The organism is Aequorivita sublithincola DSM 14238, from assembly GCF_000265385.1.
GTDB lineage: Bacteria > Bacteroidota > Bacteroidia > Flavobacteriales > Flavobacteriaceae > Aequorivita > Aequorivita sublithincola.
This window is the reverse complement of record NC_018013.1, coordinates 3,145,436-3,172,053: the sequence shown is the minus strand read 5'-3', so window position 1 is coordinate 3,172,053 and position 26,618 is coordinate 3,145,436. Positions and strand designations below refer to the sequence as shown.

General features: G+C 34.3%; 23 protein-coding genes and 1 pseudogene. All 24 read left to right on the top strand.

Annotation, left to right across the window (positions count from 1 at the left end; genetic code table 11):
- Positions 1 to 109: 109 nt before the first annotated feature.
- Positions 110 to 988, top strand: a pseudogene (gene rfbD / locus AEQSU_RS14490) (dTDP-4-dehydrorhamnose reductase); the annotation flags it as partial.
- A gap of 258 nt (positions 989 to 1,246) precedes the next feature.
- On the top strand, positions 1,247 to 2,119 hold the full coding sequence (gene rfbA, locus AEQSU_RS14485) for a glucose-1-phosphate thymidylyltransferase RfbA (protein ID WP_014783620.1): 873 nt from the start codon (positions 1,247 to 1,249) through the stop codon (positions 2,117 to 2,119).
- 2,480 nt (positions 2,120 to 4,599) lie between these two features.
- On the top strand, positions 4,600 to 5,130 hold the full coding sequence (locus tag AEQSU_RS14475; RefSeq protein WP_157429291.1) for a hypothetical protein: 531 nt from the start codon (positions 4,600 to 4,602) through the stop codon (positions 5,128 to 5,130).
- Positions 5,131 to 5,483: 353 nt separating this feature from the next.
- Positions 5,484 to 6,539, top strand: a complete 1,056-nt coding sequence (gene rfbB / locus AEQSU_RS14470; protein WP_014783618.1) for a dTDP-glucose 4,6-dehydratase — start codon at positions 5,484 to 5,486, stop codon at positions 6,537 to 6,539.
- A gap of 5 nt (positions 6,540 to 6,544) precedes the next feature.
- On the top strand, positions 6,545 to 7,090 hold the full coding sequence (rfbC, locus tag AEQSU_RS14465; RefSeq protein WP_042492096.1) for a dTDP-4-dehydrorhamnose 3,5-epimerase: 546 nt from the start codon (positions 6,545 to 6,547) through the stop codon (positions 7,088 to 7,090).
- A gap of 5 nt (positions 7,091 to 7,095) precedes the next feature.
- The gene (gene rfbD, locus AEQSU_RS14460; protein WP_014783616.1) at positions 7,096 to 7,953 is read left to right on the top strand and encodes a dTDP-4-dehydrorhamnose reductase; all 858 of its coding nucleotides are present in this window, start codon (positions 7,096 to 7,098) and stop codon (positions 7,951 to 7,953) included.
- A gap of 2 nt (positions 7,954 to 7,955) precedes the next feature.
- Positions 7,956 to 8,831 carry a glucose-1-phosphate thymidylyltransferase RfbA gene (gene rfbA, locus AEQSU_RS14455; RefSeq protein ID WP_014783615.1) on the top strand — a complete coding sequence of 292 codons (876 nt, stop codon included), beginning with the start codon at positions 7,956 to 7,958 and terminating at the stop codon, positions 8,829 to 8,831.
- A gap of 392 nt (positions 8,832 to 9,223) precedes the next feature.
- Complete coding sequence (locus tag AEQSU_RS14450; RefSeq protein ID WP_014783614.1) at positions 9,224 to 9,973, top strand: cytidylyltransferase domain-containing protein; 750 nt, start codon at positions 9,224 to 9,226, stop codon at positions 9,971 to 9,973.
- A 1-nt stretch (position 9,974) separates the two neighbouring features.
- Complete coding sequence (locus tag AEQSU_RS14445; RefSeq protein ID WP_014783613.1) at positions 9,975 to 11,012, top strand: N-acetylneuraminate synthase family protein; 1,038 nt, start codon at positions 9,975 to 9,977, stop codon at positions 11,010 to 11,012.
- 2 nt (positions 11,013 to 11,014) lie between these two features.
- On the top strand, positions 11,015 to 11,536 hold the full coding sequence (locus AEQSU_RS14440) for a KdsC family phosphatase (protein ID WP_014783612.1): 522 nt from the start codon (positions 11,015 to 11,017) through the stop codon (positions 11,534 to 11,536).
- 54 nt (positions 11,537 to 11,590) lie between these two features.
- Positions 11,591 to 12,043 (top strand): acyltransferase, encoded by a 453-nt coding sequence (locus AEQSU_RS14435; protein ID WP_211206520.1) that lies wholly within the window; start codon positions 11,591 to 11,593, stop codon positions 12,041 to 12,043.
- Entirely contained in the window at positions 12,036 to 13,436 is a 1,401-nt protein-coding gene (locus AEQSU_RS14430; protein ID WP_014783610.1) for a lipopolysaccharide biosynthesis protein, read from the top strand. The genes AEQSU_RS14435 and AEQSU_RS14430 overlap by 8 nt, the downstream gene beginning before the upstream one ends.
- A gap of 11 nt (positions 13,437 to 13,447) precedes the next feature.
- Entirely contained in the window at positions 13,448 to 13,954 is a 507-nt protein-coding gene (locus tag AEQSU_RS14425) for an acyltransferase (RefSeq protein ID WP_014783609.1), read from the top strand.
- Complete coding sequence (locus AEQSU_RS14420) at positions 13,954 to 15,165, top strand: hypothetical protein (RefSeq protein ID WP_014783608.1); 1,212 nt, start codon at positions 13,954 to 13,956, stop codon at positions 15,163 to 15,165. Before AEQSU_RS14425 ends, AEQSU_RS14420 begins: the two co-directional genes overlap by 1 nt.
- 10 nt (positions 15,166 to 15,175) lie before the next feature.
- Positions 15,176 to 16,255, top strand: a complete 1,080-nt coding sequence (locus tag AEQSU_RS14415) for a glycosyltransferase (RefSeq protein ID WP_014783607.1) — start codon at positions 15,176 to 15,178, stop codon at positions 16,253 to 16,255.
- A gap of 3 nt (positions 16,256 to 16,258) precedes the next feature.
- Positions 16,259 to 18,121, top strand: coding sequence for an asparagine synthase (glutamine-hydrolyzing) (gene asnB, locus AEQSU_RS14410; RefSeq protein WP_014783606.1), 1,863 nt, complete (start codon positions 16,259 to 16,261; stop codon positions 18,119 to 18,121).
- Positions 18,121 to 19,326, top strand: a complete 1,206-nt coding sequence (locus AEQSU_RS14405) for a glycosyltransferase family protein (protein ID WP_014783605.1) — start codon at positions 18,121 to 18,123, stop codon at positions 19,324 to 19,326. The genes asnB and AEQSU_RS14405 overlap by 1 nt, the downstream gene beginning before the upstream one ends.
- Positions 19,323 to 20,372, top strand: a complete 1,050-nt coding sequence (locus AEQSU_RS14400; protein ID WP_014783604.1) for a glycosyltransferase family 4 protein — start codon at positions 19,323 to 19,325, stop codon at positions 20,370 to 20,372. Before AEQSU_RS14405 ends, AEQSU_RS14400 begins: the two co-directional genes overlap by 4 nt.
- Before the next feature lie 17 nt (positions 20,373 to 20,389).
- Complete coding sequence (locus AEQSU_RS14395) at positions 20,390 to 21,538, top strand: hypothetical protein (RefSeq protein ID WP_014783603.1); 1,149 nt, start codon at positions 20,390 to 20,392, stop codon at positions 21,536 to 21,538.
- A 24-nt stretch (positions 21,539 to 21,562) separates the two neighbouring features.
- Positions 21,563 to 22,747 carry a glycosyltransferase family 4 protein gene (locus AEQSU_RS14390; protein ID WP_014783602.1) on the top strand — a complete coding sequence of 395 codons (1,185 nt, stop codon included), beginning with the start codon at positions 21,563 to 21,565 and terminating at the stop codon, positions 22,745 to 22,747.
- A gap of 401 nt (positions 22,748 to 23,148) precedes the next feature.
- Positions 23,149 to 24,270, top strand: coding sequence for an ATP-binding protein (locus tag AEQSU_RS14385; protein WP_014783601.1), 1,122 nt, complete (start codon positions 23,149 to 23,151; stop codon positions 24,268 to 24,270).
- A 4-nt stretch (positions 24,271 to 24,274) separates the two neighbouring features.
- A complete protein-coding gene (locus tag AEQSU_RS14380; RefSeq protein ID WP_042492089.1) occupies positions 24,275 to 24,886 on the top strand; it encodes a sugar transferase in 612 nt (203 codons plus the stop codon).
- A 37-nt stretch (positions 24,887 to 24,923) separates the two neighbouring features.
- Positions 24,924 to 25,514 carry an acetyltransferase gene (locus AEQSU_RS14375; RefSeq protein WP_014783599.1) on the top strand — a complete coding sequence of 197 codons (591 nt, stop codon included), beginning with the start codon at positions 24,924 to 24,926 and terminating at the stop codon, positions 25,512 to 25,514.
- A gap of 236 nt (positions 25,515 to 25,750) precedes the next feature.
- Positions 25,751 to 26,350, top strand: a complete 600-nt coding sequence (locus tag AEQSU_RS14370) for a sugar transferase (protein ID WP_042492087.1) — start codon at positions 25,751 to 25,753, stop codon at positions 26,348 to 26,350.
- Positions 26,351 to 26,618 lie beyond the last annotated feature (268 nt).

Here is a 26,618-nt window from a genome sequence, read left to right as displayed (position 1 = left end):
AAGAGGCGAGAGGCAAGATTGCTTCGCTGGGAGAGGCGAGACTTTATCGAAAAGTATTTTATAGGTAGTCTTTAAAATTTGAAAGAGTAATGGTTATGTATTATCTAATAAAATGAAAAACGTATTGATTTTTGGGGGAGATGGGCAATTGGGGTGGTCACTTAAAAAAGTGGTTGGCAATACTGAAAGCCTTTTTCAATATCATTTTTTAGGAAGTAAAGAAGGAGATGTACTTGATGTTGCTAGTTTAGATTTATTGTTTCAAAAATACAAACCAGCATATATTGTTAATTGCGCAGCATATACTGCGGTGGATAAGGCGGAAGAGGATATAGATGCGGCTTTTGATATAAATGCACAAGGTGCGGAAAATCTTGGAATACTTTGCAAAGATAACAACAGCTGCTTAATACATATTTCTACCGATTTTGTTTTTGACGGAATAAAAACTTCTCCTTTAAAAGAAGAAGATAATACGAATCCTATTGGGGTTTATGGGCTTTCAAAATTAAAGGGGGAAGAAGCGATAAGAAGAAGTGATTGTGAGTATTTCATTCTTAGGACAAGCTGGCTTTATAGCGAATTTGGAAACAATTTTTTAAAAACTATGCTGCGTTTGGCAGAAACTAAAAAGAGTTTGAGTGTAGTGGCAGACCAAGTAGGAACCCCTACTTATGCCGGAGATTTGGCTCAATTTATAGTCTATCTTATTTCGAATAACAAAAGCGGAAGGGACACATACCATTATAGCAATGAAGGAGTGGCTTCTTGGTACGATTTTGCAAGGGAGATTTTTGCGGTTGCAAAGCTGGACGTAAAATTGGAACCCATACCAACTGAAAATTTTCCAACTTTGGCAAAAAGACCAGCCTATTCCGTGTTGAGCAAAGAAAAGTTAAGAACAGATTTCAATTATAATATTCCAAATTGGAAGGATAGTTTGAAGGAATGTTTAGAAAATATAAAGTCGTGTCCGATTAAGACTTAAGACCGCTGTGCTGTAAGACGTAAGACCGCTTCGCTGAAAGATGTAAGACCGCTGCGCTGAAAGACGTAAGACTTGCTTTTTTATAGACTGGTGCTTTGGTTAAGTTTATTAAGCATACTTAATTTATTATTAAATTTCAAGGGGGAATTTAATTGCGAGCTGTTACTTTATAAAAATGTATTTAATGCTTGTTAGATTTGACTCTGTAGATTTTTGTAATATTTTAATGGGACACTAATAAAAATATAAATTAATAAAATGAAAGGAATTATTTTAGCGGGAGGTTCAGGAACCCGACTACATCCATTAACCATAGCCGTGAGCAAGCAATTGTTGCCCATCTATGACAAACCGATGATCTACTATCCTCTTTCGGTATTGATGTTGGCTGGAATTCGAGATATACTAATTATTTCTACGCCGCATGATTTACCGAATTTTGAAAGACTGCTTGGCGATGGGAGCCATTTTGGAATTAAACTTAGCTATAAAGAGCAGCCCAGTCCCGACGGTTTGGCGCAGGCCTTTATTCTTGGCGAAGAATTCATCGGGAATGACGATGTATGTTTGGTGCTAGGGGACAATATTTTTTATGGTGCTGGACTTCAAAATATCTTAAAGGAAGCCGTTGAAACCGTTACAAGGGAAAGAAAGTCTGTAATATTTGGCAATTATGTAAATGATCCCGAGCGTTACGGAGTGGCGGAGTTTGATGCTAGTATGAATGTGATTAGTATAGCCGAGAAACCCGAAAACCCAAAATCAAATTTTGCGGTGGTAGGATTGTATTTTTATCCCAATTCAGTAATTGAGGTAGCAAGGAATGTAAAACCATCGGCCCGTGGCGAGCTGGAAATTACTACGGTAAACCAGAGTTATTTAAGTAATGGAACTTTAAAAATGCAAATTTTGAGCCGTGGATTTGCGTGGTTGGATACGGGAACCCACGAAGCCCTAACTGAGGCTACAGAATTTGTTAAAGCCGTAGAGAAACGAACAGGTTTAAAGATTGCCTGTTTGGAAGAAGTTGCACTGCGGGCCCAATGGATTGGGAAGGAGGAGATTGCTTCCAGAACGAGTGCTATGAAAGGGGAGTATTATGATTATCTTAAAAAGATTATTGGAGGCTAATTGGTTTATGGGAGTGTTTTGATTAGAGGGGTGATGAGTGACGGGAGATGGGTGATGGGATTCGGGTTCCGATAGCTATCGGGACGGGATTTGTTTTTGGACTTAGGTTTGTGTCTTAATAATTTGATAATTAAGTTAGATTGAGTATGCAGGTGTTTTAGTGGTTGATTACAGGGTGAAGATAATAGCGTGGTGTTACTAATATTGATGTTTTAATTGCCTGACTTCTTTGGTTGAGGTGGATTTCATTTTAGTAAGATACTAATGTTTTCTGTATTTTAGAACACTGTTAAGAAGTACGGAAAAGAGGGAAGGGAGTGTTAGATGGCCCTATTTATTTGTTAGGTAGTTTGTAAGTTACAAAAAGTGTATTAGTTACGGTTATTTGGAGAACGAGTTTTCAGATATTTGATTTTCTCAATCTTTAGCATGGGGATTGGAGGGTTTAAAGAACAAGTCCGAAAAAAAACCATTTATTTATCCCGCGGTTATTGTTTTTAGGGGAAAGTGTTGTAGTGTTCTGCTGGATCTGTAAGAAACCCCTCTAAATAGCCGCCTCAACTATGCTAAGCGAATTATAAGCTTCCTCAGTCAATGAATACTGGGTACCATTTATTTCCTGGAAGAATTGGATTCCCAGAAGAAAGAGTGACATCCCATTACCCGAAGGTAATGCTGCCGAGGTTAAAATAAATGCCGCAGGGGTTAAATAGATGGGCAGATTTGTTATGGGGCTTTCGCTGACATTGCTTATTGCTTTGGGGATGCGTTATGTTTATTTAGTATATTTTATTGGAAAGCAGGAATAACATCCCACCCCAACCCTCCCTTCGAAGGGAGGGAGTTTAAATTAGCTTTAAAATAAGGGGTTTACATTGTTTTTATGTAAGAATTAAAGCAAGATATAAATTTGTAGGAAAAAAGAGCTTTTTTCCTACGTTTTAATGACTTTGCTATGGCTTTGCTATGGCTTTGATATGAAGTATCCGTGAGTGGAAATTTTAGGGCAAGACAGGGCATGACAGATTTGGGAATTTGTGTTCCGAAAACTATTGGGATTCGGGGATTTGTTAATTCGGGATTTGGTAATTGGTGCTTCGACTGCGCTCAGCATGACAGATTTGGGATTTGGGGATTTGGGATTTGGTAATTGGTGCTTCGACTGCGCTCAGCATGACAGGTTTGGGATTTGGGGATTTGGGATTCGTTAATTGGTGCTTCGACTGCGTTCAGCATGACAGATTTGGGATTTGGGGATTTGGGGTTTGTTAATTGGTGCTTCGACTGCGTTCAGCATGACAGGTTTGGGATTTGTTAATTGGTGCTTCGACTGCGCTCAGCATGACAGGTTTGGGATTTGGGATTTGTTAATTGGTGCTTCGACTGCGCTCAGCATGACAGATTTGGGATTTGGGGATTTGGGATTCGTTAATTGGTGCTTCGACTGCGCTCAGCATGACAGGTTTGGGATTTGTTAATTGTTGCTTCGACTGCGCTCAGCATGACAGATTTGGGATTTGGGGATTTGGGATTTGGTAATTGGTGCTTCGACTGCGCTCAGCATGACAGGTTTGGGATTCGTTAATTGGTGCTTCGACTGTGCTCAGCATGACAGATTTGGGATTTGTTAATTGGTGCTTCGACTGCGCTCAGCATGACAGATTCGGGGATTTGGTAATTGGTGCTTAGACTGCGCTCAGCATGACAGATTCGGGATTTGGTAATTGATGTTTCGACTGCGCTCAGCATGACAGGTTTGGGATTTTTTAATTGGTGCTTCGAGTGCGCTCAGCATGACAGATTCGGGGATTTGTTAATTCGGGATTTGGTAATTGGTGCTTCGACTGCGCTCAGCATGACAGGTTTGGGATTTGGGGATTTGGGATTCGTTAATTGGTGCTTCGACTGCGCTCAGCATGACAGATTCGGGGATTTGTTAATTCGGGATTTGTTAATTGGTGCTTCGACTGCGCTCAGCATGACAGATTTGGGATTTGGGGATTTGGGATTCGTTAATTGGTGCTTCGACTGCGCTCAGCATGACAGATTTTGGGATTTGGGTTGCGATTATTTTGAGAATTAGAATTCATGAAAGTTATTTTTAATTTAACTTCTTTGTTTTTTAGAAAGTTCGCTAAAAAGGGATAAAAATCTAATAATTAATAGATATGGAAATTGAATTCTTAAGGTTTTGTAAATTAAATGTTAATTAACCCGCCTTGTTAGCTTAGGGTTTTTAGTTTTGACCTTCCATATTGAATATTTTATAGAAAGCCAATTTTAAGAGGTTTTTTATAATTTAGAATATTGGTATAAAAACAAACCTTAACAAACAAACCTTAAAAAACCAACCCACTATGAATTTATTGCCTTATTGTAAGTACTTGGGAATTATACTATTGATCCTGAGTGGATCCCTTGCCTCTGCCCAAGAGTCTAAATTTAATAAATTTTCCTTAGAAATTACCACTGGAGTGCATGTGCCTCTATCCCCTGGGAAGGAGATATCCCGTACAAAATATATTGCCTTTAAGCAGTTTGAGCTGGCAGGTAGGTATATGTTTACCGAAAAGTTTGGAGCAAAGGGACATTACGCTTTTAATCGGTTTGAAAACCCGAATGACAATACAATGGGAATTAGCATGAATAGAGTGGGACTGGAAGGGGTTGCGAATGTAGGGAGATTATTAAATGTAGATTACCGTCTTCGGGAGCGCATCGGCCTTCTGTTTCACACAGGGGTGGGGGTGAGCTTCGCGAGACCTTCTTCTGTCTCGGGAACGGATCATATTGGGAATTTTCTAATAGGGTTTACGGGAGAGATAAAATTAAATGAAAGGATTAGCTTTTTTGGCGATATGACCTATATTAGAAATTTCAAACAACACTATGGTTATAATGGAGAACTCCTCAATGCCAACTATGACGCTGAGGCAGGGAGTTTTGTGAACGTGAGTATTGGAATTATGTATAGTTTTGGGCAGAAAAAGTATCACGCAGATTGGTATTAAACAAATTGGTCTGCTATGGCTGAGGGTTTAAAAGAGAAATTTTAAAGCCGAAAGTACGCAAGAACCATTCTGATAGTGTTGTCAATTTCTTCGATTGTATTGGCACAAAAAACGAAAATGTTGTAAAAGGCTCGACCACTAATATTTAAGATGCTATGGCCGTGCTGTAGTATTTATTAAACAATTAACATTTAAACGCTAAAAATTGGTAGTTTGTCGATATGTGTTTTCTATCTTTGCCGCTTCAAAAAATAAATTATTCTCATTTCTCCAATATTGTGAATCAATGATTTATGAATTTTTGACTTTAAGTTTTAAAAATTGGGGAGAGGGAATTTGAAGTAAGTGATTTTATGGAGAAAAGAAAAAATATTTTATTGACTGGCGGAGCAGGATTTATTGGTTCGCACGTTGTGCGCTTGTTTATAAACAAATATCCCAACTATCAAATATACAATTTGGATAGTTTGACTTATGCAGGAAATCTGGAAAATCTTCGAGATATTGAGAATGAGGAAAACTATAATTTTTTAAAAATAGATATTACAGATGCAAAGGCGATAGATGAGGTTTTTGATAAATATCAGTTTGAACAAGTAATACATTTGGCTGCCGAGTCGCATGTAGATCGCTCCATTATAGATCCTCTGGGCTTCGCCAGAACTAATATTATGGGAACGCTAAATCTTTTGCAGGCTGCTAAAAGAATTTGGAAGGAAGACTATACTGGAAAACTATTCTACCACATTAGCACAGATGAGGTATATGGTAGTTTAGGACAGGAGGGGCTTTTTACAGAAACAACGTCTTATGATCCAAATTCTCCATATTCTGCTTCTAAGGCGAGTTCAGATCATTTTGTTAGGGCGTATGGAGAAACATACGGATTGCCCTTTATTATATCCAATTGTTCCAATAATTACGGCCCAAACCAATTTCCTGAAAAGCTGATCCCTTTATTTATAAATAATATAATTCATAAAAAGTCACTGCCGGTATATGGGAACGGTGATTATACTAGAGACTGGTTATATGTTTTGGATCATGCTATTGCCATTGACCTTATTTTACATAAAGGAAAGGTTAAGGAAACCTATAATATAGGTGGTTTTAATGAGTGGAAGAATATTGATTTGGTTAAATTGCTTTGCAAACAAATGGATGAAAAACTCAATAGACCTGCAGGTGAGGCGGAGCAATTGATTAGCTATGTAAAGGATCGACCAGGGCACGATTTGCGTTATGCAATTGATGCTTTAAAAATAAATAAAGAACTTGGATGGAAACCGAGCGTTACTTTTGAGGAAGGGCTATCCGAAACCATTGATTGGTATTTAAACAACGAACAATGGATGATGCGAGTTACCACTGGAGCATATCAAAAATATTATCAGGAACAATATCAATAAACCCGATGAAGGTAGAAGCTACTAAAATAAAGGATTGCTTTATTATTAATCCAAAGGTATTCAGTGACGAACGTGGATATTTTATGGAGAGTTTTAATTTGGAGCTATTTAATGACAAAACAGGACTGAATGTGCATTTTGTTCAAGATAATGAGTCCAAATCCTCCTATGGCGTAATCCGGGGTTTGCACGCCCAGCAAGGAGTCTATGCGCAATCTAAATTGGTACGCGTTCTTAAGGGCGAAGTTTTGGATGTAGTTGTAGACTTTCGTCCACATTCTGAAACCTATTTGCAACATTTTAAAATTAAATTAAGTGCGAAAAATAAGAACCAACTTTTTGTTCCCAAAGGATGTTTACACGGGTTTTCAGTGTTGAGCAAATCTGCTACTTTCTTTTATAAATGTGATAATTATTACAACAAGGATTCTGAAATTGGTTTGCGTTTTGACGATCCCCAATTCAATATTGATTGGCAGATATCAGAAAACGAGGCTTTGATATCGACTAAAGATTTAAATCTACCATTTTATAAAAATCTTAAATTATAGAAACTATGTCTCGTATTTTGGTTACAGGTGCCCAAGGTCAATTAGGATCTGAGATTATAAAGATTTCAAAGGAGTATCCAACATTCGATTTCATTTTTGTGGATATGGAAGAGATGCCATTGGAAGATATCACAAAAGTCATCGCTTTTTTGGATAAAACTGTGCCTGACATCATTATAAGCGCGGGCGCATATACCGCTGTTGATAAAGCGGAAATTGAAAAAGAATTGGCTGATCAAGTTAACCATTTAGCCATAGATACAATTTCACACTGGTGTTCTAATAATGGTTCGAAACTAATACATATTTCGACAGATTATATTTTTGATGGTACAAGTAAGTTGCCTTATAACGAAAATGATATAGCAGCACCTATTAATTGGTACGGAGAAACAAAGCGACGAGGTGAACTCTCAATTGAACGCAATTTGAACGATGCTGTAATTATCCGTACTTCTTGGGTTTATTCTGAATATGGGAATAATTTTGTCAAGACTATGTTGCGTTTAATGAATGAACGAGAAAGTATAAGTGTTGTAAATGATCAAATAGGCACTCCCACTTATGCGTTAGATTTGGCAAAAGCAATTATGAAAATCCTAACCTCTGATAATCTGGTGCCTGGTTTTTTTCATTATTCCAATGAAGGAGAGATTTCCTGGTATGAATTTGCAGTAGAAATAAATAGATTGAGTGGCCTAAATTGTATAATTAATGCAGTGACATCGGACCAGTTTCCTACTGCAGCTAAAAGGCCTAATTTTTCTCTGCTCGAAAAAACGAAAATTAAAAAAACATATAATGTCCTGGTACCTGAATGGAAAGAAAGTTTAGCGAAGTGCCTTAAAATATTAAACTCTTAACAATGAAAGGAATTATTTTAGCCGGTGGCTCGGGAACACGCTTGCATCCACTAACTATAGCTGTTAGTAAGCAATTATTACCCATTTATGACAAACCGATGATATATTACCCACTTTCGGTCTTGATGTTGGCAGGGATTCGGGATATACTGATTATTTCTACACCGCACGACTTACCAAATTTTGAACGTTTGCTAGGCGATGGGAGTCAATTTGGAGTAAAATTTACTTATAAAGAACAACCAAGCCCAGATGGTTTGGCGCAAGCTTTTATTCTAGGTGAAGAATTTATTGGGAATGACGATGTGTGTTTAGTGCTTGGCGATAATATTTTCCATGGCGCCGGTCTTCAAAATATATTAAAAGAAGCAGTTGAAACCGTTACAAAGGAGAAGAAGGCTGTGGTTTTTGGGAATTATGTAAATGACCCCGAACGTTATGGAGTGGCAGAATTTGATGATGCTATGAACGTTATTAGCATTGAAGAAAAACCAAAAGATCCAAAATCTCATTACGCAGTAGTTGGCTTGTATTTTTATCCAAACTCAGTAGTAGAAGTGGCAAAAAATGTAAAACCTTCTCACCGTGGAGAACTGGAAATTACCTCTGTAAACCAAAGTTATTTAAGTAAAGAGTCTTTAAAAATGCAAATATTAAGTCGTGGTTTTGCTTGGCTTGATACAGGAACCCATGAAGCATTAACTGAAGCTACCGAATTTGTAAAAGCTGTGGAAAAAAGAACTGGTTTAAAGATTGCTTGTTTAGAGGAAGTTGCATTGCGGTCTAAATGGATTAGCAAGGAAGAAATTCGTGATAGAGTAATGAAAATGAAAGGAGAATATTTTGAATACTTGAAGAAAATAGCTTTAAATAAATAAGAATACAACAAAAACGTTGTTGTTAAAAAAAATCAAAAACTTAATGAATTAATTGGAATCTTCTTAGAAAACTTTTTTAGATGAGATGCTCAAATAGCAATTACTATATTGTAGTCAAGATTGCTTTGTCTTTAAGATTTTTGATTAATAGGTATGATTTATATACTTGGAGTATTGGTAGATATTCGTTTATATGTTTAATTGGTTATTTTGCGAGAGTTGATTAGTATATTCGACAGCACCGGGATTTATACTAATTTTGGTTTGGGTCTTATTGTAAAAGTTGTTATAAAGGATTAATAAAAAGAATATTTTAATTGAAAACTTTGTGTTTTTTGGAAATGAAGTTGTTGGTTTCAAAATGTAAATAAATCATTTTATCACTAATTAATATGATTGGTATAATTATACAAGCTAGATTAGGTTCTAGTCGATTACCTAATAAAATGGTACTTCCCTTTTATAATAATAAAGGGGTGTTTGAAATTATTGTCCGGAAGCTTAAAAAAGAATTTAATGAGATTCCCATTATAGTTTCAACTACAACTAATAGTATCGATTCAAAATTGGTAGAATTATGTAAAGATATTGGAGTCGGTTTTTACAGGGGATCAGAGAATGATGTTTTACAGCGATTTATTGATACCTCGAAAGAATATGGTATTTCAAAAATAATTCGAATTTGTGCAGATAATCCATTTATTGATATAAACTATTTAAGCGAGGTGATTGATAATTTTAAAAATGAAGATTTGGATTATTGTTCTTTTAAAACGTCCAAAGGTGTGCCGACCATACTTACACATTATGGATTTTGGGGAGAGGCTGTTAGTTTGTCAGCGTTGATTAAAGTAAAAGAATTAACAAAAGATGAATTCTATTATGAGCATGTAACTAATTTTATTTATTCAAATCCAAATTTATTTAGAATCAAATTAATTTTTATGCCTACTAAAGTTGAAGATTTTAAGAATATCCGAATGACGATAGATACAAAAGCAGATTTTTTATTGCTGCAAGAAATCTACAGTGAATCAAAAAAAATAAAAAGTGGTAAAATGATTGATTTACTAAAACTCGTTTCTTCAAATGAAACTTGGTTAAATATAATGGAAAAACAAATTAATTTAAATACAAAGTAATATGAGTACATATGTTATTGGAGAGATAGGACAAAATCATAATGGTTCGGTAGATGTGGCCAAACTTCTGGTCGATGTGGTAAGTAGACCAATTTTTGATAAGTTATTCAGTAATGAACTTTCAATTATGAACGCCGTAAAATTAACAAAAAGAGATTTAAAACAAGAATTGTCTCAATCTCAAATGGAAAAAGCTTACAGTGGTGCAAATTCTTTTGGAAAAACTTATGGCGAGCACAGGGCTTTTTTGGAATTAAATGATGAGCAACATTTCGAAGTCTACAAATACGCAAAAGAAAAAGGACTAGAATTTGTTGAAACTTTGTGTGCGATTGGTTGTTTAAGTGTTTTAAAATATTTCACACCAGACAGATTAAAAGTAGCATCAAGAGATTTGACTAATTTACCACTATTGGAAGCTTTGGCGGAAACGAAAATACCTATTATAATTTCTACTGGTATGGCTGGTAAGGAAGAACTTGATCAGGCCATTAATGTTATTACAAGATACCACGAAAATTTATCAATTCTACATTGCGTTTCAGAATACCCAACCAAGTACGAGAATGTTAATCTTCGAACTATCTCTTATTTAAAGAAAAATTATCCAAAATTTAAAATAGGATATTCAGACCATACAATAGGAATCGCCACACCCTTAGCGGCAATTGGAATGGGCGCAGAAATTATTGAAAAACATATAACTCTAGATAGAGGCATGAAAGGAACTGACCAGTCCGGATCATTGGCAATAGATGGTATATATAGAATGATGAGAGATATTAGGAATTTAGATTTGTCATTAGGAAAAGAGGATATTTATGTAGAACCTTCTGTAGCTGCTGCAAGAGAAAAGTTAGAGCGTTCTGTGGCAACAGTTAGAGATTTAAAGAAGGGTGATATTATTCAAGAAACTGATCTACATTTATTAAGTCCTGGTGATGGATTTAAATGGTCACAGAAAGATGCCATTCTAGGAAAAGCTCTATTGGTGGACATTCCAGCTAATGAGATAATTTATTCAAAATATATAGATTAAGTATGTTGCCAAAGTTAGTTTTAACAGATATTGATGGAGTTTGGACAGATGGAGGTATGTACTATGACCAAACAGGAAATGAATGGAAAAAATTTAATACTGCAGATAGTGCTGGAGTTCTATTCTTAAAATTATTAAATATCCCGATAGGAATAATTACAGGTGAAAATGTGAAAATGGTTTCACGTAGGGCAGATAAATTGCAGGTGGATTTTTGTTTTCTTGGCGTAAGAGATAAAGTGAGAGTGGCAGAAGAACTTTGTACTAAATTAAATATTGGTTTGGATGAGGTGGCCTATATTGGGGATGATATTAACGATATACTTTTACTTGAAAAGGTAGGTTTCTCAGCTACGCCAGCTAACGCACCTTCATACATAAAAGAAAAAGTTAATTTTATAACAACCAAAAATGGTGGTGATGGTGCCTTTAGAGAATTTGTTGAACATATTTTATCACAGAATGGATTAATGAACAGGGTATTAATAAAATACATGAAGAGTCAAACGAAGCTTAAACAATAAAACAAAATGTTTTTAAAAAGGATAATTGCATTTCTATATTCCAAATGTAAAAATATGGAAATGTCTGTACGTTATGATAATTATAGGAAAAAATATAACATAGATAATACTTTTAGGTTTAATGGTGATGGGATTTTGTTATATGGTGATGGTGTTATTAATATAGGTGAGCAAACTTATATTGGAAGTTATTCTACAATTCAGGCTTCAAAAGGTTTTACTGTATCGATTGGCAAAAATTGTTCTATAAGCCATAATGTTAAAATTTATACTGCATCAAATGACGTTAATCAAAATTTTGATAATACTTCAAAGAAAAAAAAGATAATGAAAAATGTTGTAATCGGAGATGGTGTTTGGATAGGAACAAATGTTTTTATAAATCCAGGAATTTCATTAGGTGATAATTCTATAATCGGTGCAAACTCTGTCGTTACTAAAAATGTTGATTCAAATAGCATTGTTGGTGGTGTTCCCGCAAGACTAATCAAATATAAGAGTGTATAAGAAAATATTTTCACATACTGCTATTTATGGATTGGCTCCTCAAATACCTCGAATTGCAGGTATTTTTATACTGCCAATAATAACCCAATATCTAACTGAGGTAGATTTTGGAGTATATGGGCTAATAGTTGCAGTGGTGGGAGCGATGACCGCCTTGTCAAATTTAGGACTTAACGTAGTTTTAAGCAATAGCTTCTATAAGAGCCCTATGCAACATAAATGGGCTTGGAGACAAATATATGGTTTCTTAATACTGTGGCAAATACCTTATACTATAATGTTGGGTCTTGTAATTTATTTTATTATTCCAGAGGAAGCTGCCGAAAACACTTGGCTCATTATATTACTTAATACTATACCTGTTGTTCTTTTTGGTCCAACCTCTTTTTTATGTGCTAAATACTATCAATTACAAGAAAGGCCAATGCCCATAGCTATACGAAGTATGCTTATTGGTTTTTTGTCGATAGGGTTAAATATATATTTTATTGCAGTACTACGTATGGGTTACATAGGTTGGTTTTTATCAGTTTCAATTGCTCAGCTTTGTGATCAAATAAGTTATTGGATTCCCCTAAATAGAAAATTTAAATTAACTCCTATTTTTAATTTTAAGAGGAGTTTTATAAAAAAACAGTTAAAAATTTCTCTTCCTTCAGTACCACACTTTTATAGTGCGTATTTATTAAATACTTCAGATAGAGTCATAATGAAGTTTACGAATGTTACTATTGCTAATATTGGATTGTACAATGTGGCCGGTACTGTTTCTAGTGTTGTTCAGTCTGGTGTAAATGCATCTGGTTTGGCTATTGGGCCTATGCTTTTAAAGGCATATAAAAACAAAGATGAAAGACTAGCTAGAAATATCATTTTTTTTTTACAAACAATTGTTCTTTTTGGAACATTTCTTATTTCACTATGGTTGAAGGAAATATTTTTTATTCTGATTAAGAATGATTCTTTACAGAAAGTTTATCCATTGGGTATAATATTAATCATGGGTTATAATTATAGGCCAATGTATTTTGGAGCAAACACGCGTCTTTTTTATTACGAGAAAACTAAGGATTTATTAAAAGTGAGTTTTATAGCAGGTTTAAGTAATGTTATTTTGAATTTTATTTTTATTCCTATTTTTGGTTATGAAGCTGCAGCTTATACTACATTTTTTGCATTAATGTATATGGGATATGTTGGTTATTTTTTAAAAGCATATAAAGCTCACTGTACCCTAGAATATCATCCATTAAAATGGTTAAGTATAACTCTTTTATTATCAGCGATTGTTTATTATTTAGTCGAAATACCAGTAATTTATAAGATTTGTATTTCTGTTATTTTGATTCTAGTTTTAATTTTTTTATTAAAAAAGATGATTATTAAGTTTTAAAGACATAAAAAATGATTTCTACTTTATTAAATATTTACAGGAATTATAAAAAAAAGTACTATTTAAATATTATTCTTAAAAAAGCAAAGTCATATATTTTGCCTTTAAAAGTTAATGGAGTTTCTTATATTAATGAAAATACTTATTTAGGAAAAAATGTAAATTTTAATGGTATGAAAATTATGGGTAAAGGTAAAGTTACCATTGGAGATAATTTCCATTCTGGAATGGACTGTCTAATAATTACAGATACTCATAACTTTATGGGTGAGAAAATACCATATGATGATACATATATTATAAAAGATGTTACTGTTGAAGACAACGTTTGGCTTGGGCATGGAGTTATAATTTTAGGAGGCGTTACTATCGGTGAAGGTTGTATTATTCAAGCAGGTTCTGTAGTTGTTAAATCGTTACCTCCTTGTTCAATAGCAGGAGGGCATCCTGCCGTAGTATTTAAAAAGCGAGATGAGGAACATTATTATCTGCTAAAAGATCAAAAGAAATTTCATTAATGGATATATTTACAATACGATATCTTCGACATAGTTTACATATTGATATTTTCTATTTAAAAAAGGAGAGAAAAATTAATGGATTTTTCAATGTTTTAAAATTATTTTTGAAATCGATTTTCTCAGGTAAAATATATTTGCAGCCCAAAAATGAAAATGAACATCTTTTTTATTTCGGATCTCCAAACCAATATAATGCCTTAAAAAATATTTATAAATCTTTAAAACAGAACTCTATTGTTTGTTATCAAGGTAACGACGTTCGATTTAGTGATGAGCCTTCGTTTAAGTTTCCTTTTTGGCAGGCTTATTTAAATACGTTATTGAGTTATCCGTTCATTTTTAAAATTTCGAATGAGTTTACCAATCGTTTTTTTTCCGCAAATAAGTATGTGAGCTATTCTCGGCAAATTGCTTATAGTTTAGGAGCTTACGAAACCTGTTTGAAAATATTGAAAAAGTCAAAACCTAAATATGTTTGGTTATCTAATGATCATTCTACAATTAACGTAGCATTTTTGTACGCAGCAAAAAAACTTAAGGTTAAAACCATTTATCTCCAGCATGCTTCTGTAAGTCCTAAATTTCCAAAACTAACTTTTGATTATGCCTGTTTAGACGGAAAAATTTCCTTTGAAATTTATAAAAATATAGGGATTGCAAAGGAATGTCAAGTATTTTTGACTGGTATTTCTAAAATGGATGGTTGGATTAATATTTATCCAAACAGAAGAAGTATAAGTAAAGTTTTAATATGTATTAATAATGTGGACAATTTAAAGATATATGATGATTTGATAGCGAAAATTAATTCTCTAAATATTTTAGTTAAAGTTAGAGAGCATCCCTATCAAATTGGGTCTTTATCTAAAAACTTGAAATTTGAGACATGTATTGAAAATAGTATCATGGAAAGTGTAAAAGATGCAGATCTAGTTATTGGAGGAGATTCTAGTATACATTTAGAAGCAACTTTGTGCAATATACCATGTGTGTATTTCAACACAAATCCTAAAGTTTATGATTATTACGGATTTATTACAAATAATTTAGTAGTAGCTTATTTTAATATGCTTGAAGAAGTTATAGATTACTTAAAAATATATACACCAGTACAGGATGTTTATCTAAAAGCAAAAAATTACTGTGACAGTATTGATAAGGAATATGAAAACAGCAGTACTGATTATATTTTGAAAAAGGTTTTATAATAAAATTAGGATGAAGAAAAGTGTTGTGTGGGTAATAGATTCTATGGGTAGAGGTGGTGCAGAAATTTTACTTATGGACCTCTTGCCAGATTTAAAAAGAACTTTTGATATTTATTTGGTAATCTTATCCTCTGAAATTGAATTCGAGGAAATTTTGATAAGAACTTATGTTAAAGATCTATTTATTATTGAAAGAAAAGGAAAGTTTCCATTTTTTAAGCAGTATTTTTCTTTAAGAAAAATACTGCTTAAAATTAATCCAGATATAATTAGATCACAATTGTTATATAGCAATATGCTGAGTAGGTTGGCTGCTCCAAAAGGCAGTAAATTATTTTTTTCAATTCATAGCACATTAAGTCTCGACAGTTTTGATAAAAGCAATAAAATGCTCATATTAGAAAAATTAATTTATAAGAAAAACCATACTTTAATTGCAGTTTCTAATGAAGTTTTAAAGGATTACAAAAACAGTGTTGGTATTAAAGGTAAAAGCTTCGTTTTAAAGAACTATGTTTCTAAAGAATTTTTAAATTACCCAAAACTAAATTATAGAGATGACATCAAAAAAATAGCGTGCGTTGGAAATCTTAAAGAAGTTAAAAACTACCAATTAATAATTGATGCATTTGTAGAAAAAGCAGAGGTTAGAGAATTTTTTGAAGTCCATATATATGGTGATGGTAATTTAAAGAGTGGATTACAAAGTCAAATAGATAAACATAAATTACCAATTGTTCTAAAAGGTAAAATTAATAATGTGTATGAAATTTTAAATGAATATGATGCTTATATGCTCCCTTCATTACATGAAGGTTTTGGCATTGCTGTTGCTGAGGCAATGCTAGTAGGTTTGCCAGTAATCGCATCAGATTTAAAAGTACTTCATGAAACAACTCATGATAATGCAATATTTTTCAATCCTCTCTCTGTTCATTCATTAATAGCGGTTTTGATGAGGCTTAGAAATTTTAAAAAAGAGGATTTTTTTATTCTTCAAAAGCAAACGAAGAGAGCAAAGGAAATAGCCGAACAATATTATCTAAAAGATAGATATATGAGTGAATTGATCAATATTTATGAAAATTAGGATATGTGTGGTTTTACGGGTTTTATAGATTTTAATAAAAAAAGCGAATTGGTTCATTTGGAAAAAATGACTGATAGTCTCGCCCACCGTGGGCCAGATGCATCTTCCACGTATATATACGAAGAACCAGAATTTACTTTAGGACTAGGCCATAGAAGGCTGAGCGTGATAGACTTGGCTGTCGGTGCCAATCAACCCATGCACCATAAGGACTTAAGTATAGTCTATAATGGTGAAGTTTATAATTATAAGGAAATAAAACAAAAACTAGAAGCTGTTGGTCGTAGTTTTGTAACATCAAGCGATACCGAGATAATTTTACAGGCTTTTGATGAATGGGGAGACACTTGTGTAAAGGATTTTATCGGGATGTTCGCCTTTGTAATTTTCAATAAAAAAACAAAACAGTTAATCGCTTTTAGGGATAGGCCAGGGGTAAAGCCATTTTATTATTACTGGCATGAAAATATACTCTTGTTTGCCTCAGAAATAAAAGCATTTCATGAGCATCCACAATTTAGTAAAGTATTAGATACTCAAAGCGTCGCTCAATTTTTACAATACGGGAATATTCCATCTCCTAATTCTATCTTTAAAAATGTTAAGAAAATGAACGCTGGTTCCATTTTAAAATTTTCAACGGAAACCAAAGAATTAAAAACCTATAAATATTGGAGTGTTGATACCTTTTATGAAAAGGAGCGACTGAAATTGGATTTTGAGGAAGCGAAACAACAAATTGAGTCTTTACTTATAAGTGCCTGCAATTATCGTATGGTAGCCGATGTGCCTGTAGGGGTGTTTTTGAGTGGAGGTTACGATAGTACCTTAGTTACAAGTATTTTGCAAAAGCACAACTCAAAGAAAATACGAACGTTTACCGTAGGGGTGAACGACCCAAATTTAAATGAAGCGAAGTTTGCCAAGGAAACGGCTGCATACTTAGGTACCGATCATACCGAGCTATATTGTAATGAGGAAGAACTTCTTGATTTAATTGATGATGTACCCTTTTATTACGATGAACCTTTTGGGGATTCTAGTGCTATACCAACCATGTTGGTAAGTAAAATGGCGCGGCAGCATGTTACCGTTGCGCTTTCGGCGGATGGAGGCGATGAAGTTTTTGGAGGCTATGAACGCTATAATTACCTATCAAAATTTAAAATAATAAAAGCTGCCAGTAAAATACCTTTATCCTACAACGCTTTGGTTAATCTTTTGGTTAAAGATAATTACCAAGCCTCCCGCTTAAAAGACTTATTTAAAGATACTTCTCCAGAAAGATTGGCAAACGTTCTGAATGTTGCTTATGCTGAAAATGATATTCAGAAATATTTTAAAAGTAACATAAATACACCTGTATTTAATTTTGAAAACCTAAAAAACACCAATATTACTGGAGATCTTTCGCGTATGATGGCGTATGACTATAAAACATATCTGCTAGATGATATTTTGCCTAAAGTAGATAGGGCAACAATGAGTGTAAGTTTAGAGGGTAGAGAACCCCTGTTAGATCATAGGCTTATAGAATTTGCGGCTCAACTTCCTGAGAATTATAAAATTAACAATGGCGTAAAAAAGTATATATTAAGAGAAATTACTCACAACTACGTACCAAAGGAGATGATGGAACGTAAAAAAATGGGGTTTGCAGTACCAGTTAAAAAGTGGCTTTTAGGTGTTCTTGCTGAAAAAATAGAGTATTACTTAGGAAAGACTTTTTTAGAGAAGCAAAAGATTTTTAATGCAAATGAAGTGTCAAAGTTGGTACAAACCATACGCACTGAAAATGGGAAAGATTATGAAAAGCTATGGTATTTTTTAATGTTCCAGCTATGGTATGAAAAATGGATGATGTAATGAAACTATCTATAAACGGAGAAAATAAAAAAGTAATTTATCTTAGCTACACAGGAATGCTAGAGCCACTAGGAGCTTCTCAAGTACTTAATTACTTGAAGGGCCTAGCAAGTGAATATTCTTTTTGGCTACTTTCTTTGGAAAAATTGGAGGACCTAGAAAATGTTGATGCTGTTGAAGCCTTAAAAAGAGAATTAAAAGATAAAAATATTAGTTGGTACCCACTACCTTACCTAGCTGGAGGGAAAAATTATTTAAAAAATTTTCAACAACTTTATTCCTTAACACAAAAATATATTGATGAAGAACAAATAAGCTATTTGCACTGCAGAAGCTATATGCCTGCAACGATTGCGTGGCTATTGAAAAAAAGAGGAAAAAAGATAAATTATCTTTTTGATACACGTGGATTCTGGTTTGATGAAAAGGCAGATGTAGGCGAATGGAAAAAAAGTGGATTGTCTTATAAATTAGCAAAAGTGATTGAAAAAACACTTTACAACAATGCTATTGCTATTGTAATGCTTTCGCAAAAGAGTGTAGATTTAATTAATGATGGCTCCTTGTTTAAAGGGAGTGAAAAGTTGAAAAATGTATACTTTATCCCTACCTGTACAGACTTGGAGCGCTTTAGCCCAGCTTTTAATAAAGTAAACAAACCAATTAAAATTGGATATATAGGTACTGCCATAGGTTGGTACAATTTTGAAAAAACTGCTGAGTTGCTTCAACTAATCAAAAAGGAAGTACATTATGAGTTGGAAATATATAATGGGGGGCAGCATCAGTTTATTAAAGAAACTCTTTTAAAATATGGTTTTGAGGACAATGAATATAGTTTAAAAAAAGTAGGTTTTAATGAGATACCTGAAAAGATGCGACAACTAGATCTCTCCGTTTTTTTTATCCATCCCTTCTTTTCAAAAAACGCATCAGCCGCTACAAAGTTTGGCGAACTTATGGCAAGTGGAGTTCCTATTTTAACAAATAAAAATGTGGGAGATCATCAGTATTTTGTTGAGCATTATGGTACTGGTAAAATTCTGGATATAAATAAATTGAATACTTATAATTATACTAAAATTATTATGGACTTAAAATCAAGTATAGTTGTTTCTAACTGTAGAAAGTTAGCTGATGATGTTTTTTCGTTATATAAAGGTGTAGGAAGTTATAGTAAACTTTATAAAGAGTTTTTCGAATGAAAATTATTTATTTTACAAAATACACTCGAAAAGGTGCTAGTAGTCGCTTAAGAAGTTATCAATACTTCCCGTTTCTTGAAGAGGCAGGTTTCTCGGTATCGGTATTTCCGCTATTTTCAGATAAGTATTTAAACCAACTTTATAATGGTAAAGTATCTAAAATAACAATACTAAATTGCTATTTTAAAAGATTAATAAATTTATATAAAATTTCTAAGAAAACGAAAGTTGTAATCGAAAAAGAACTATTCCCTTATCTTCCTGCTTGGGCTGAGCAATTTCTATCCTTTTTAGGAATAAATTATGTAGTAGATTATGATGACGCAATTTTCCATAATTATGATAAAAATAGAAATAGTTTTATTCGTTTTCTTTTAAAGAATAAGATTGATGTTGTAATGCGAAATAGCAAATGTGTTATGGCCGGTAATAGTTATTTGAAGAGTAGAGCGGATGAGGCCGGCGCAAAACGGGTGTATATAATCCCTACAGTTATAGATTTAAATAGATATACCGTTCAGGAAAAAGATATAAGCAATACAAATTTTGTAATTGGATGGATCGGGTCTCCATCAACATTTAAATACGTGCAGGAGATAGCTCCGGTTTTGAAGGAGTTAGCTCTTAATGGAGCATCTATACATATTGTAGGTGCAAATGGAGATTTGGGGTTTACTAAAAATGTTACTTTTATATCGTGGAATGAAGAAAGTGAAGTTAATAATATCTCTAATTTTGATGTAGGAATAATGCCGTTGGAAGATACTCCTTGGGAAAAAGGGAAATGTGCTTATAAGTTAATACAGTATATGGCATGTGGTTTACCTGTAGTGGCATCCCCAATTGGTATGAATAATGAGGTAGTGCATAGTGGTGAGAATGGATTTTTAGCGTCAACTAATTTGGAGTGGTCTGAAGCTTTAAATAAATATAAGAATAACCCTGATTTAAGAAGAAGGAATGGAAAATTCGGTAAAGCTATTGTAGAAGAAGGTTATACAGTAAAAAGTAGAATTGATAGTCTTTTGGAAATTATTAAAAAATAACATATAAATTAAAATCTGTGATTGATGTTATTGTTTTTTTAGTAGTAATAGCCTTGGGTTTTGGGGTTATAAATTCTTTTTCCAAAGAACTTGGGGTCGATGATAAAAAGAATTTAAAAAATCTATGGTTTTATCATCTTTCTTTTGGAGTTATTTATTGGCTATATATAGCCTATGGACCTGGAGGGGATAGTATTGGATATTACAGGGCAAGTAAAGAGTTGAATATTGGGGAGGCATTAGCACTGTTTGGGCAGTATGGGCCTGGAACTTATGGAATGTATCTTTTAAATGTTTTTCCAGCCAAGATAATTGGGTTTTTTGGGATGACTATGCTATATACATTAATTGGGTATATGGGGATAGTGTTTTTCTACCTTGTGTTTATTAAACATATACATTATAATAGTACTATAGGGAAATTCAAACTCTTTCCCTTAGTTTTTTTTCTTCCCAATTTACATTTTTGGTCTGCTGGATTGGGGAAAGACACCTTATTGTTTTTTTGTATTGGTCTTTTTATTTATAGCATGCAGCAGCCTTCTAAAAATGTGATTAAGATTGTGCTTGCTTTAATCTTATCTTATATAGTAAGACCTCATATAACGATCTTCTTGATTGCTTCATTTGGTTTAGGATATGTTTTGGATGGTAATTTAAAGACTTATCAAAAAATATTAATAGGGGGAGTATTTTTAATAGCTTTTGTTTCGCTGTTTGACAATATAATGGCATTTTTAAAAATTGAGGATTTAAATACTGAAACCATCGATCAATTTGCCGAAAATAGAGTTTCTGGATTGAGTCGTGACCACACAGGATCTGGTGTAGATATTAGTAGCTATCCGTTTCCTTTAAAAGTATTTACGTTTTTATACCGTCCTTTATTCTTTGATATAAATGGTGTACTGGCTATAGTGGCATCTTTTGAGAATTTACTTTTATTGGTGTTAAGCTGGAGGTTTATTCGATTAAATCCGATAAAAATATTTAATGCTGCAAATTATATGTTTAAATCTATGTTTATCTTTCTTATTATTGGCAGTGTAACATTTTCCATAATTCTAGGAAATCTAGGCATTATGTTACGGCAGAAAAATATGTTTATACCTGCCTTACTTTTTATATGTCTTTGGAGTTTTTCTTATAATGCTGAAAAAAAATGACTAAATGTCAAATCTAGTTAGAGGATGAATGATAAACCCAAACTCATCCGCATAACAACAATCCCCCTCTCCCTCGAAAAACTCTTAGAGGGACAGTTAGGCTATATGCAAAGCAATTTTGAGGTTACCGCGATTTCCGCAGAAAAAGAAAAGCTTGAAATTTTAGGCAAGACAGAGGGCTACGCCACCTACCATACTGAAATGACTCGTCAAATAACCCCTTTGGCAGATTTAAAATCAGTTTATATTTTATATAAATATTTAAAAAAAGAAAAACCGGCTATTGTACACAGCCATACTCCCAAAGCAGGCATCGTAGGAATGATGGCAGCTTTGATGGCCGGAGTGCCACATAGATTACATACCGTAGCAGGATTACCGTTAATGGAAGCTACTGGTATGAAAAGAAAATTACTAGACTTTGTGGAAAAACTTACCTATAGATTTGCAACCAAGGTTTATCCGAATTCCAAAGGCCTTTATGATTTTATAGTAGCAGAGAAACTCGCTAAGTCATCAAAACTAAAAATAATTGGGCAGGGGAGTAGTAATGGTATCGATACCCAATATTTTGATCCCACACTTTTTGAATCAACAAGAAACACGCTACGCCAAAACCTCAATATTCCGGAAGATAGTTTTGTGTTTGTTTTTGTTGGCCGTCTTGTTGGTGATAAGGGGATAAATGAGTTGGTTGAGGCTTTTGAGCGACGAGGGACGAACGACGAATTACGAGGTGAGGAATATGGAGATTCGAATATTAAATTATTATTAGTCGGTCCTTTGGAGACGGAATTGGATCCTTTAAAGGCTGAAACATTGCTAGCTATTGAGAATAATGCCGATATTCTTGCTGTGGGATATCAGAATGATGTTCGTCCTTATTTTGCAGCTGCGGATGCTTTGGTTTTCCCAAGTTATCGGGAAGGATTTCCGAATGTGGTGATGCAGGCTGGAGCTATGGGATTGCCTTCTATAGTAACGGACATTAATGGATGTAATGAGATTATAATTCCAAATTTAAATGGAATAATTATTCCGTCAAAAAATACTAAAGCATTGGCAGAAGCAATGCAGCTGCTGATGAATGATAAATCTTTATATCAGCAATTGAAAGACAATGCGAGAATACAAATAACCAGTAGATTTGAACGGCGGGAAGTGTGGGAAGCGCTTTTAAAGGAGTATAAATCATTGCTTGGAGAATAGCTTTTCCGCACTGCAAAAGGTATCGTGATTGTAAAGGAGTGCCCTGAAAAACAACTGCCTGTACTGAGCGCAGTCGAAGTGAAGCAATCCGCCCAAGTGTAGTTACAACCATCATACCAAATAGCATCAAAATATTACCGCGCTGCGAAGGAGCGACCGAAGAAACTATGCAACAAGCGACTTTCTATTCACAAACTGGTCTCTGACCGAAGCCGAAGGGCCGAAACTAATTCACCAATTCAACAATTCAACAATTACCCGATTCTACAATTCACCGATTCTACAATTCACCGATTCAACATATTAAAAAAACATTTCGAAAATAAGTGATTCCAAAAAAGTTGCGTTTTTTTCGGATTTGATTCCGTAAAAGTTGTAGTTTTGACTCACTTATCTATACAATGATACATCGCAGTTTACAATTTACTATAAAAAATAAGCTTTTTAAAGGTAAAGCGATTTTGGTAATGGGTCCCAGGCAGGTAGGCAAGACCACTTTGCTAAAAGAACTATTTTTGACCAATAAAGAAATGATCTGGTTGAATGGAGACGAACTCGATATCCAAAATTTATTTGAAGGTGTTTCAGCAGATAGATTTAAAGCCATTATCGGCAAAAAAAAAATAGTTATAATCGATGAGGCTCAGCGTATAAAAGACATTGGGTTGCGTTTAAAATTAATAACAGATACATTGCCAGAAGTACAGCTTATTGCCACTGGAAGTTCGTCTTTTGAATTGGCAAACAGCGTCAACGAACCGCTTACTGGACGAAAGTGGGAGTATAAACTTTACCCACTTTCTTTCTCTGAAATGGTGGCGCACCACGGATTACTAGAGGAGCGGCGCTTACTTCCGCACAGGCTCTTATACGGTTATTATCCCGAAGTGTTAAAACAGCAGGGAAATGAGAAGGAATTGTTGAAACAATTAACGGATAGCTATCTTTATAAAGATGTGCTAATGCTGGAAACTATAAAAAAACCCGAAAAATTGCTGAAGTTGTTGCAAGGCTTGGCACTCCAAGTTGGCTCGCAAGTATCATACAACGAGTTGGGGCAACTTTGTGGACTTGATTCAAAAACCGTTGAAAAATATATTACAGTCCTAGAACAGACTTACGTCATCTTTAAGTTGAGTTCTTTTAGCCGAAACGTCCGCAATGAACTGAAAAACAGCAAAAAAATATACTTTTATGACAATGGCATACGTAATGCGCTAATTGCTAACTTTAATCAGATTGAAAACAGGACAGACTTAGGGGCGCTTTGGGAGAATTTCTTAATCTCGGAACGAATTAAATACTTGGATTATAATGGGAAGTGGGTAAATTATTGGTTTTGGAGGACAAAAGATCAAAAAGAATTGGACTTTATTGAAGAGGCAGATGGCCAGATTACTGGATATGAATTTAAATGGAAACCTAGAACCAAGGTAAAAATCCCCAAACAGTTTACTTCTAACTATCCTAATGCTGAAGTAAAAATAATAACCCAAGCAAACTTTGAGAGCTTTATTCTTTAGCAACATGTACAAAAGCATCACAAAACCAACATTCGATTTCTTTTGTGCACTGTTGGGTCTCTTAGTTTTAAGTCCAATATTTTTAATAGCCTGGATAGGTTTGGCAATCGCCAATAACGGTAAACCCTTTTTCTATCAACGTCGTCCGGGAAAACGGGAACGTATATTTACAATTATAAAATTCAAAACAATGAACGACAAACGCAGCGCTGACGGACAATTGTTACCCGATGCCAAACGCCTAACGGCCATTGGCAGTTTTGTACGTAAAACCTCTTTAGACGAATTACCACAGTTACTAAATGTGCTAAAAGGCGATATGAGCTTCGTAGGTCCGCGACCATTATTGCCAGAGTATTTACCTTTGTACAGTGAAACGCAACGAAAACGCCACAATGTAAAGCCAGGAATAACTGGATGGGCGCAGGTCAATGGACGAAATGCCATTTCTTGGGAGCAGAAGTTTGCGTATGATGTTTGGTATGTGGCGCATCAAAGTTTTGCGTTGGATTTACAGATTCTATTTAGGACAGTAAAAAAAGTATTTAAAAGTGAAGGGATTTCGCAGACGGGGCAGGTTACGACAGAGCGTTTTTTAGGAAATGCGAAAGAATGATGAATTATGAATAATTTGAACTTATATCTAATAAAAAATGATATTATTTGGGGCTAGTGGGCATTGTAAATCAGTTATAGATATTGCAGAATCAATTGGAGAGCCAATTCAGCAAATTTATGATGACAATCCGAGGACGGAGGCGGTGTGCCATATACCCGTTAAAAAATTTGTGGATGGTATTTCTGGAATAAGAGATACTTGGATCATCTCAATTGGCAATAACAGCATACGAAAAGCGGTTAGTAAAAAATTAACTTCAAACTTTGGACTTTTGGTTCACCGCACCGCAAGCATTTCAACTTGGTCTTCAGTGGGCGATGGAACGGTAATTATGGCAAAGGTGGTAATTAATGCCTGTGCAAGTATCGGGAAGCACTGCATCATTAATTCCGCGGCTGTAATAGAGCACGATTGTGAAATTGGGGATTTCGTTCATATTTCTCCCAACGTAAGCTTGGCGGGTGGTGTGAGGGTAGGTGAAGGAACGCATATTGGTATAGGAGCGTGCGTGTTGCCCGAGATCACTATTGGAAAATGGGTTACTATTGGGGCGGGAGCTGTTATTATTAGGGATGTGGCTGATGGGGCTGTTGTTGTTGGGAATCCAGGTCGTGTTGTGGGATGATGGTTTAGTAATATTAATTATTATTATTTATTATTACTATTGATTGTAGCAAAGTTCCTTTTTTGAAGTTCTTGGCGAATTTCTATGTTTATTAATTGTCTAAGAAAATGTAAGAAATATTGAAAAAACTACTTTTCTTGTTTTTGTTTTTATCCTTTTCGCATACAGCAGGTTGATTAACGATTTTCGATTTTCGATTTTTGATTGGTGACACGGTTACAACTACTCGGGAATAAATAATAATAATAATAATAATAAATAATCCCATCAAAAGAACTTTCGACTTACTTCTTTCTACTATTGGGCTACTCACAGTTGGGTGGGTTATTTTGCCTTTGGCTTTTTTCGCTTTTATTGATACGGGAAAAGGAATTTTTGTACAGACCCGAGTGGGGCAGTTTGGGAAGCATTTTCGAGTTTATAAAATTTGCAGTATGGAAAGTTGTTGTGGTGCTATATCTGGTTATGGACGTTTTCTTAGACTATCTAAATTGGATGAATTGCCGCAGTTATTTAATATTTTGATGGGGCAGATGAGCTTTGTGGGACCACGACCGGATGTGCCTGGATATTACGATATGTTAAGAGGAGAGGATAGGAAATTATTGGAATTGAAACCGGGACTTTGCAGTAGGGCGGCTTTAAAATATTTTAATGAGGAGGCACTTTTAGCAAAGAAAGCGGAACCAATGAAGTATAATGATGAGGTGATTTTTCCGGAGAAGGTTAGGATGAATTTGGAGTATTATCAGAATAGGTCGTTTTGGGGGGATATAGAGATTTTAATTGAATCTTTTTTGAGGGGGACGCAGATTATGCGGATTGACGCGGATTAACACGGATTATTGGATTTACGCGGATTAACGCGGATTATTTGGATTTCTTGGATTTATTTGGTTGATAATTTAGCAAATAACTAATTATTAATTAATGCATTTCGCTCTATTTAGCCTACTTTCATCGGATTAACGATGCGGTTTATCGAAGATATTTGGTTGTATTTGTATTAATTTTTTCTTAAAATTCAATATTAGCTATATTATTCTTTAGCTTTGCACTCCTCTTTTACATTATACATATTCTAGAATTTAGACAATACATAGT

What these genes read in the sequence shown, in the direction of transcription:
- AEQSU_RS14420 (WP_014783608.1), top strand. Translation starts at nt 13,954, where the DNA reads ATGGATATATTTACAATACGATATCTTCGACATAGTTTACATATTGAT.
- AEQSU_RS14390 (WP_014783602.1), top strand. Translation starts at nt 21,563, where the DNA reads ATGAATGATAAACCCAAACTCATCCGCATAACAACAATCCCCCTCTCC.
- rfbB (WP_014783618.1), top strand. Translation starts at nt 5,484, where the DNA reads ATGGAGAAAAGAAAAAATATTTTATTGACTGGCGGAGCAGGATTTATT.
- AEQSU_RS14445 (WP_014783613.1), top strand. Translation starts at nt 9,975, where the DNA reads ATGAGTACATATGTTATTGGAGAGATAGGACAAAATCATAATGGTTCG.
- AEQSU_RS14435 (WP_211206520.1), top strand. Translation starts at nt 11,591, where the DNA reads ATGGAAATGTCTGTACGTTATGATAATTATAGGAAAAAATATAACATA.
- AEQSU_RS14375 (WP_014783599.1), top strand. Translation starts at nt 24,924, where the DNA reads ATGATATTATTTGGGGCTAGTGGGCATTGTAAATCAGTTATAGATATT.
- rfbD (WP_014783616.1), top strand. Translation starts at nt 7,096, where the DNA reads ATGTCTCGTATTTTGGTTACAGGTGCCCAAGGTCAATTAGGATCTGAG.
- rfbC (WP_042492096.1), top strand. Translation starts at nt 6,545, where the DNA reads ATGAAGGTAGAAGCTACTAAAATAAAGGATTGCTTTATTATTAATCCA.
- AEQSU_RS14415 (WP_014783607.1), top strand. Translation starts at nt 15,176, where the DNA reads ATGAAGAAAAGTGTTGTGTGGGTAATAGATTCTATGGGTAGAGGTGGT.
- AEQSU_RS14380 (WP_042492089.1), top strand. Translation starts at nt 24,275, where the DNA reads ATGTACAAAAGCATCACAAAACCAACATTCGATTTCTTTTGTGCACTG.
- rfbA (WP_014783615.1), top strand. Translation starts at nt 7,956, where the DNA reads ATGAAAGGAATTATTTTAGCCGGTGGCTCGGGAACACGCTTGCATCCA.
- AEQSU_RS14400 (WP_014783604.1), top strand. Translation starts at nt 19,323, where the DNA reads ATGAAAATTATTTATTTTACAAAATACACTCGAAAAGGTGCTAGTAGT.
- AEQSU_RS14440 (WP_014783612.1), top strand. Translation starts at nt 11,015, where the DNA reads ATGTTGCCAAAGTTAGTTTTAACAGATATTGATGGAGTTTGGACAGAT.
- AEQSU_RS14385 (WP_014783601.1), top strand. Translation starts at nt 23,149, where the DNA reads ATGATACATCGCAGTTTACAATTTACTATAAAAAATAAGCTTTTTAAA.
- asnB (WP_014783606.1), top strand. Translation starts at nt 16,259, where the DNA reads ATGTGTGGTTTTACGGGTTTTATAGATTTTAATAAAAAAAGCGAATTG.
- AEQSU_RS14405 (WP_014783605.1), top strand. Translation starts at nt 18,121, where the DNA reads ATGAAACTATCTATAAACGGAGAAAATAAAAAAGTAATTTATCTTAGC.
- AEQSU_RS14450 (WP_014783614.1), top strand. Translation starts at nt 9,224, where the DNA reads ATGATTGGTATAATTATACAAGCTAGATTAGGTTCTAGTCGATTACCT.
- AEQSU_RS14425 (WP_014783609.1), top strand. Translation starts at nt 13,448, where the DNA reads ATGATTTCTACTTTATTAAATATTTACAGGAATTATAAAAAAAAGTAC.
- rfbA (WP_014783620.1), top strand. Translation starts at nt 1,247, where the DNA reads ATGAAAGGAATTATTTTAGCGGGAGGTTCAGGAACCCGACTACATCCA.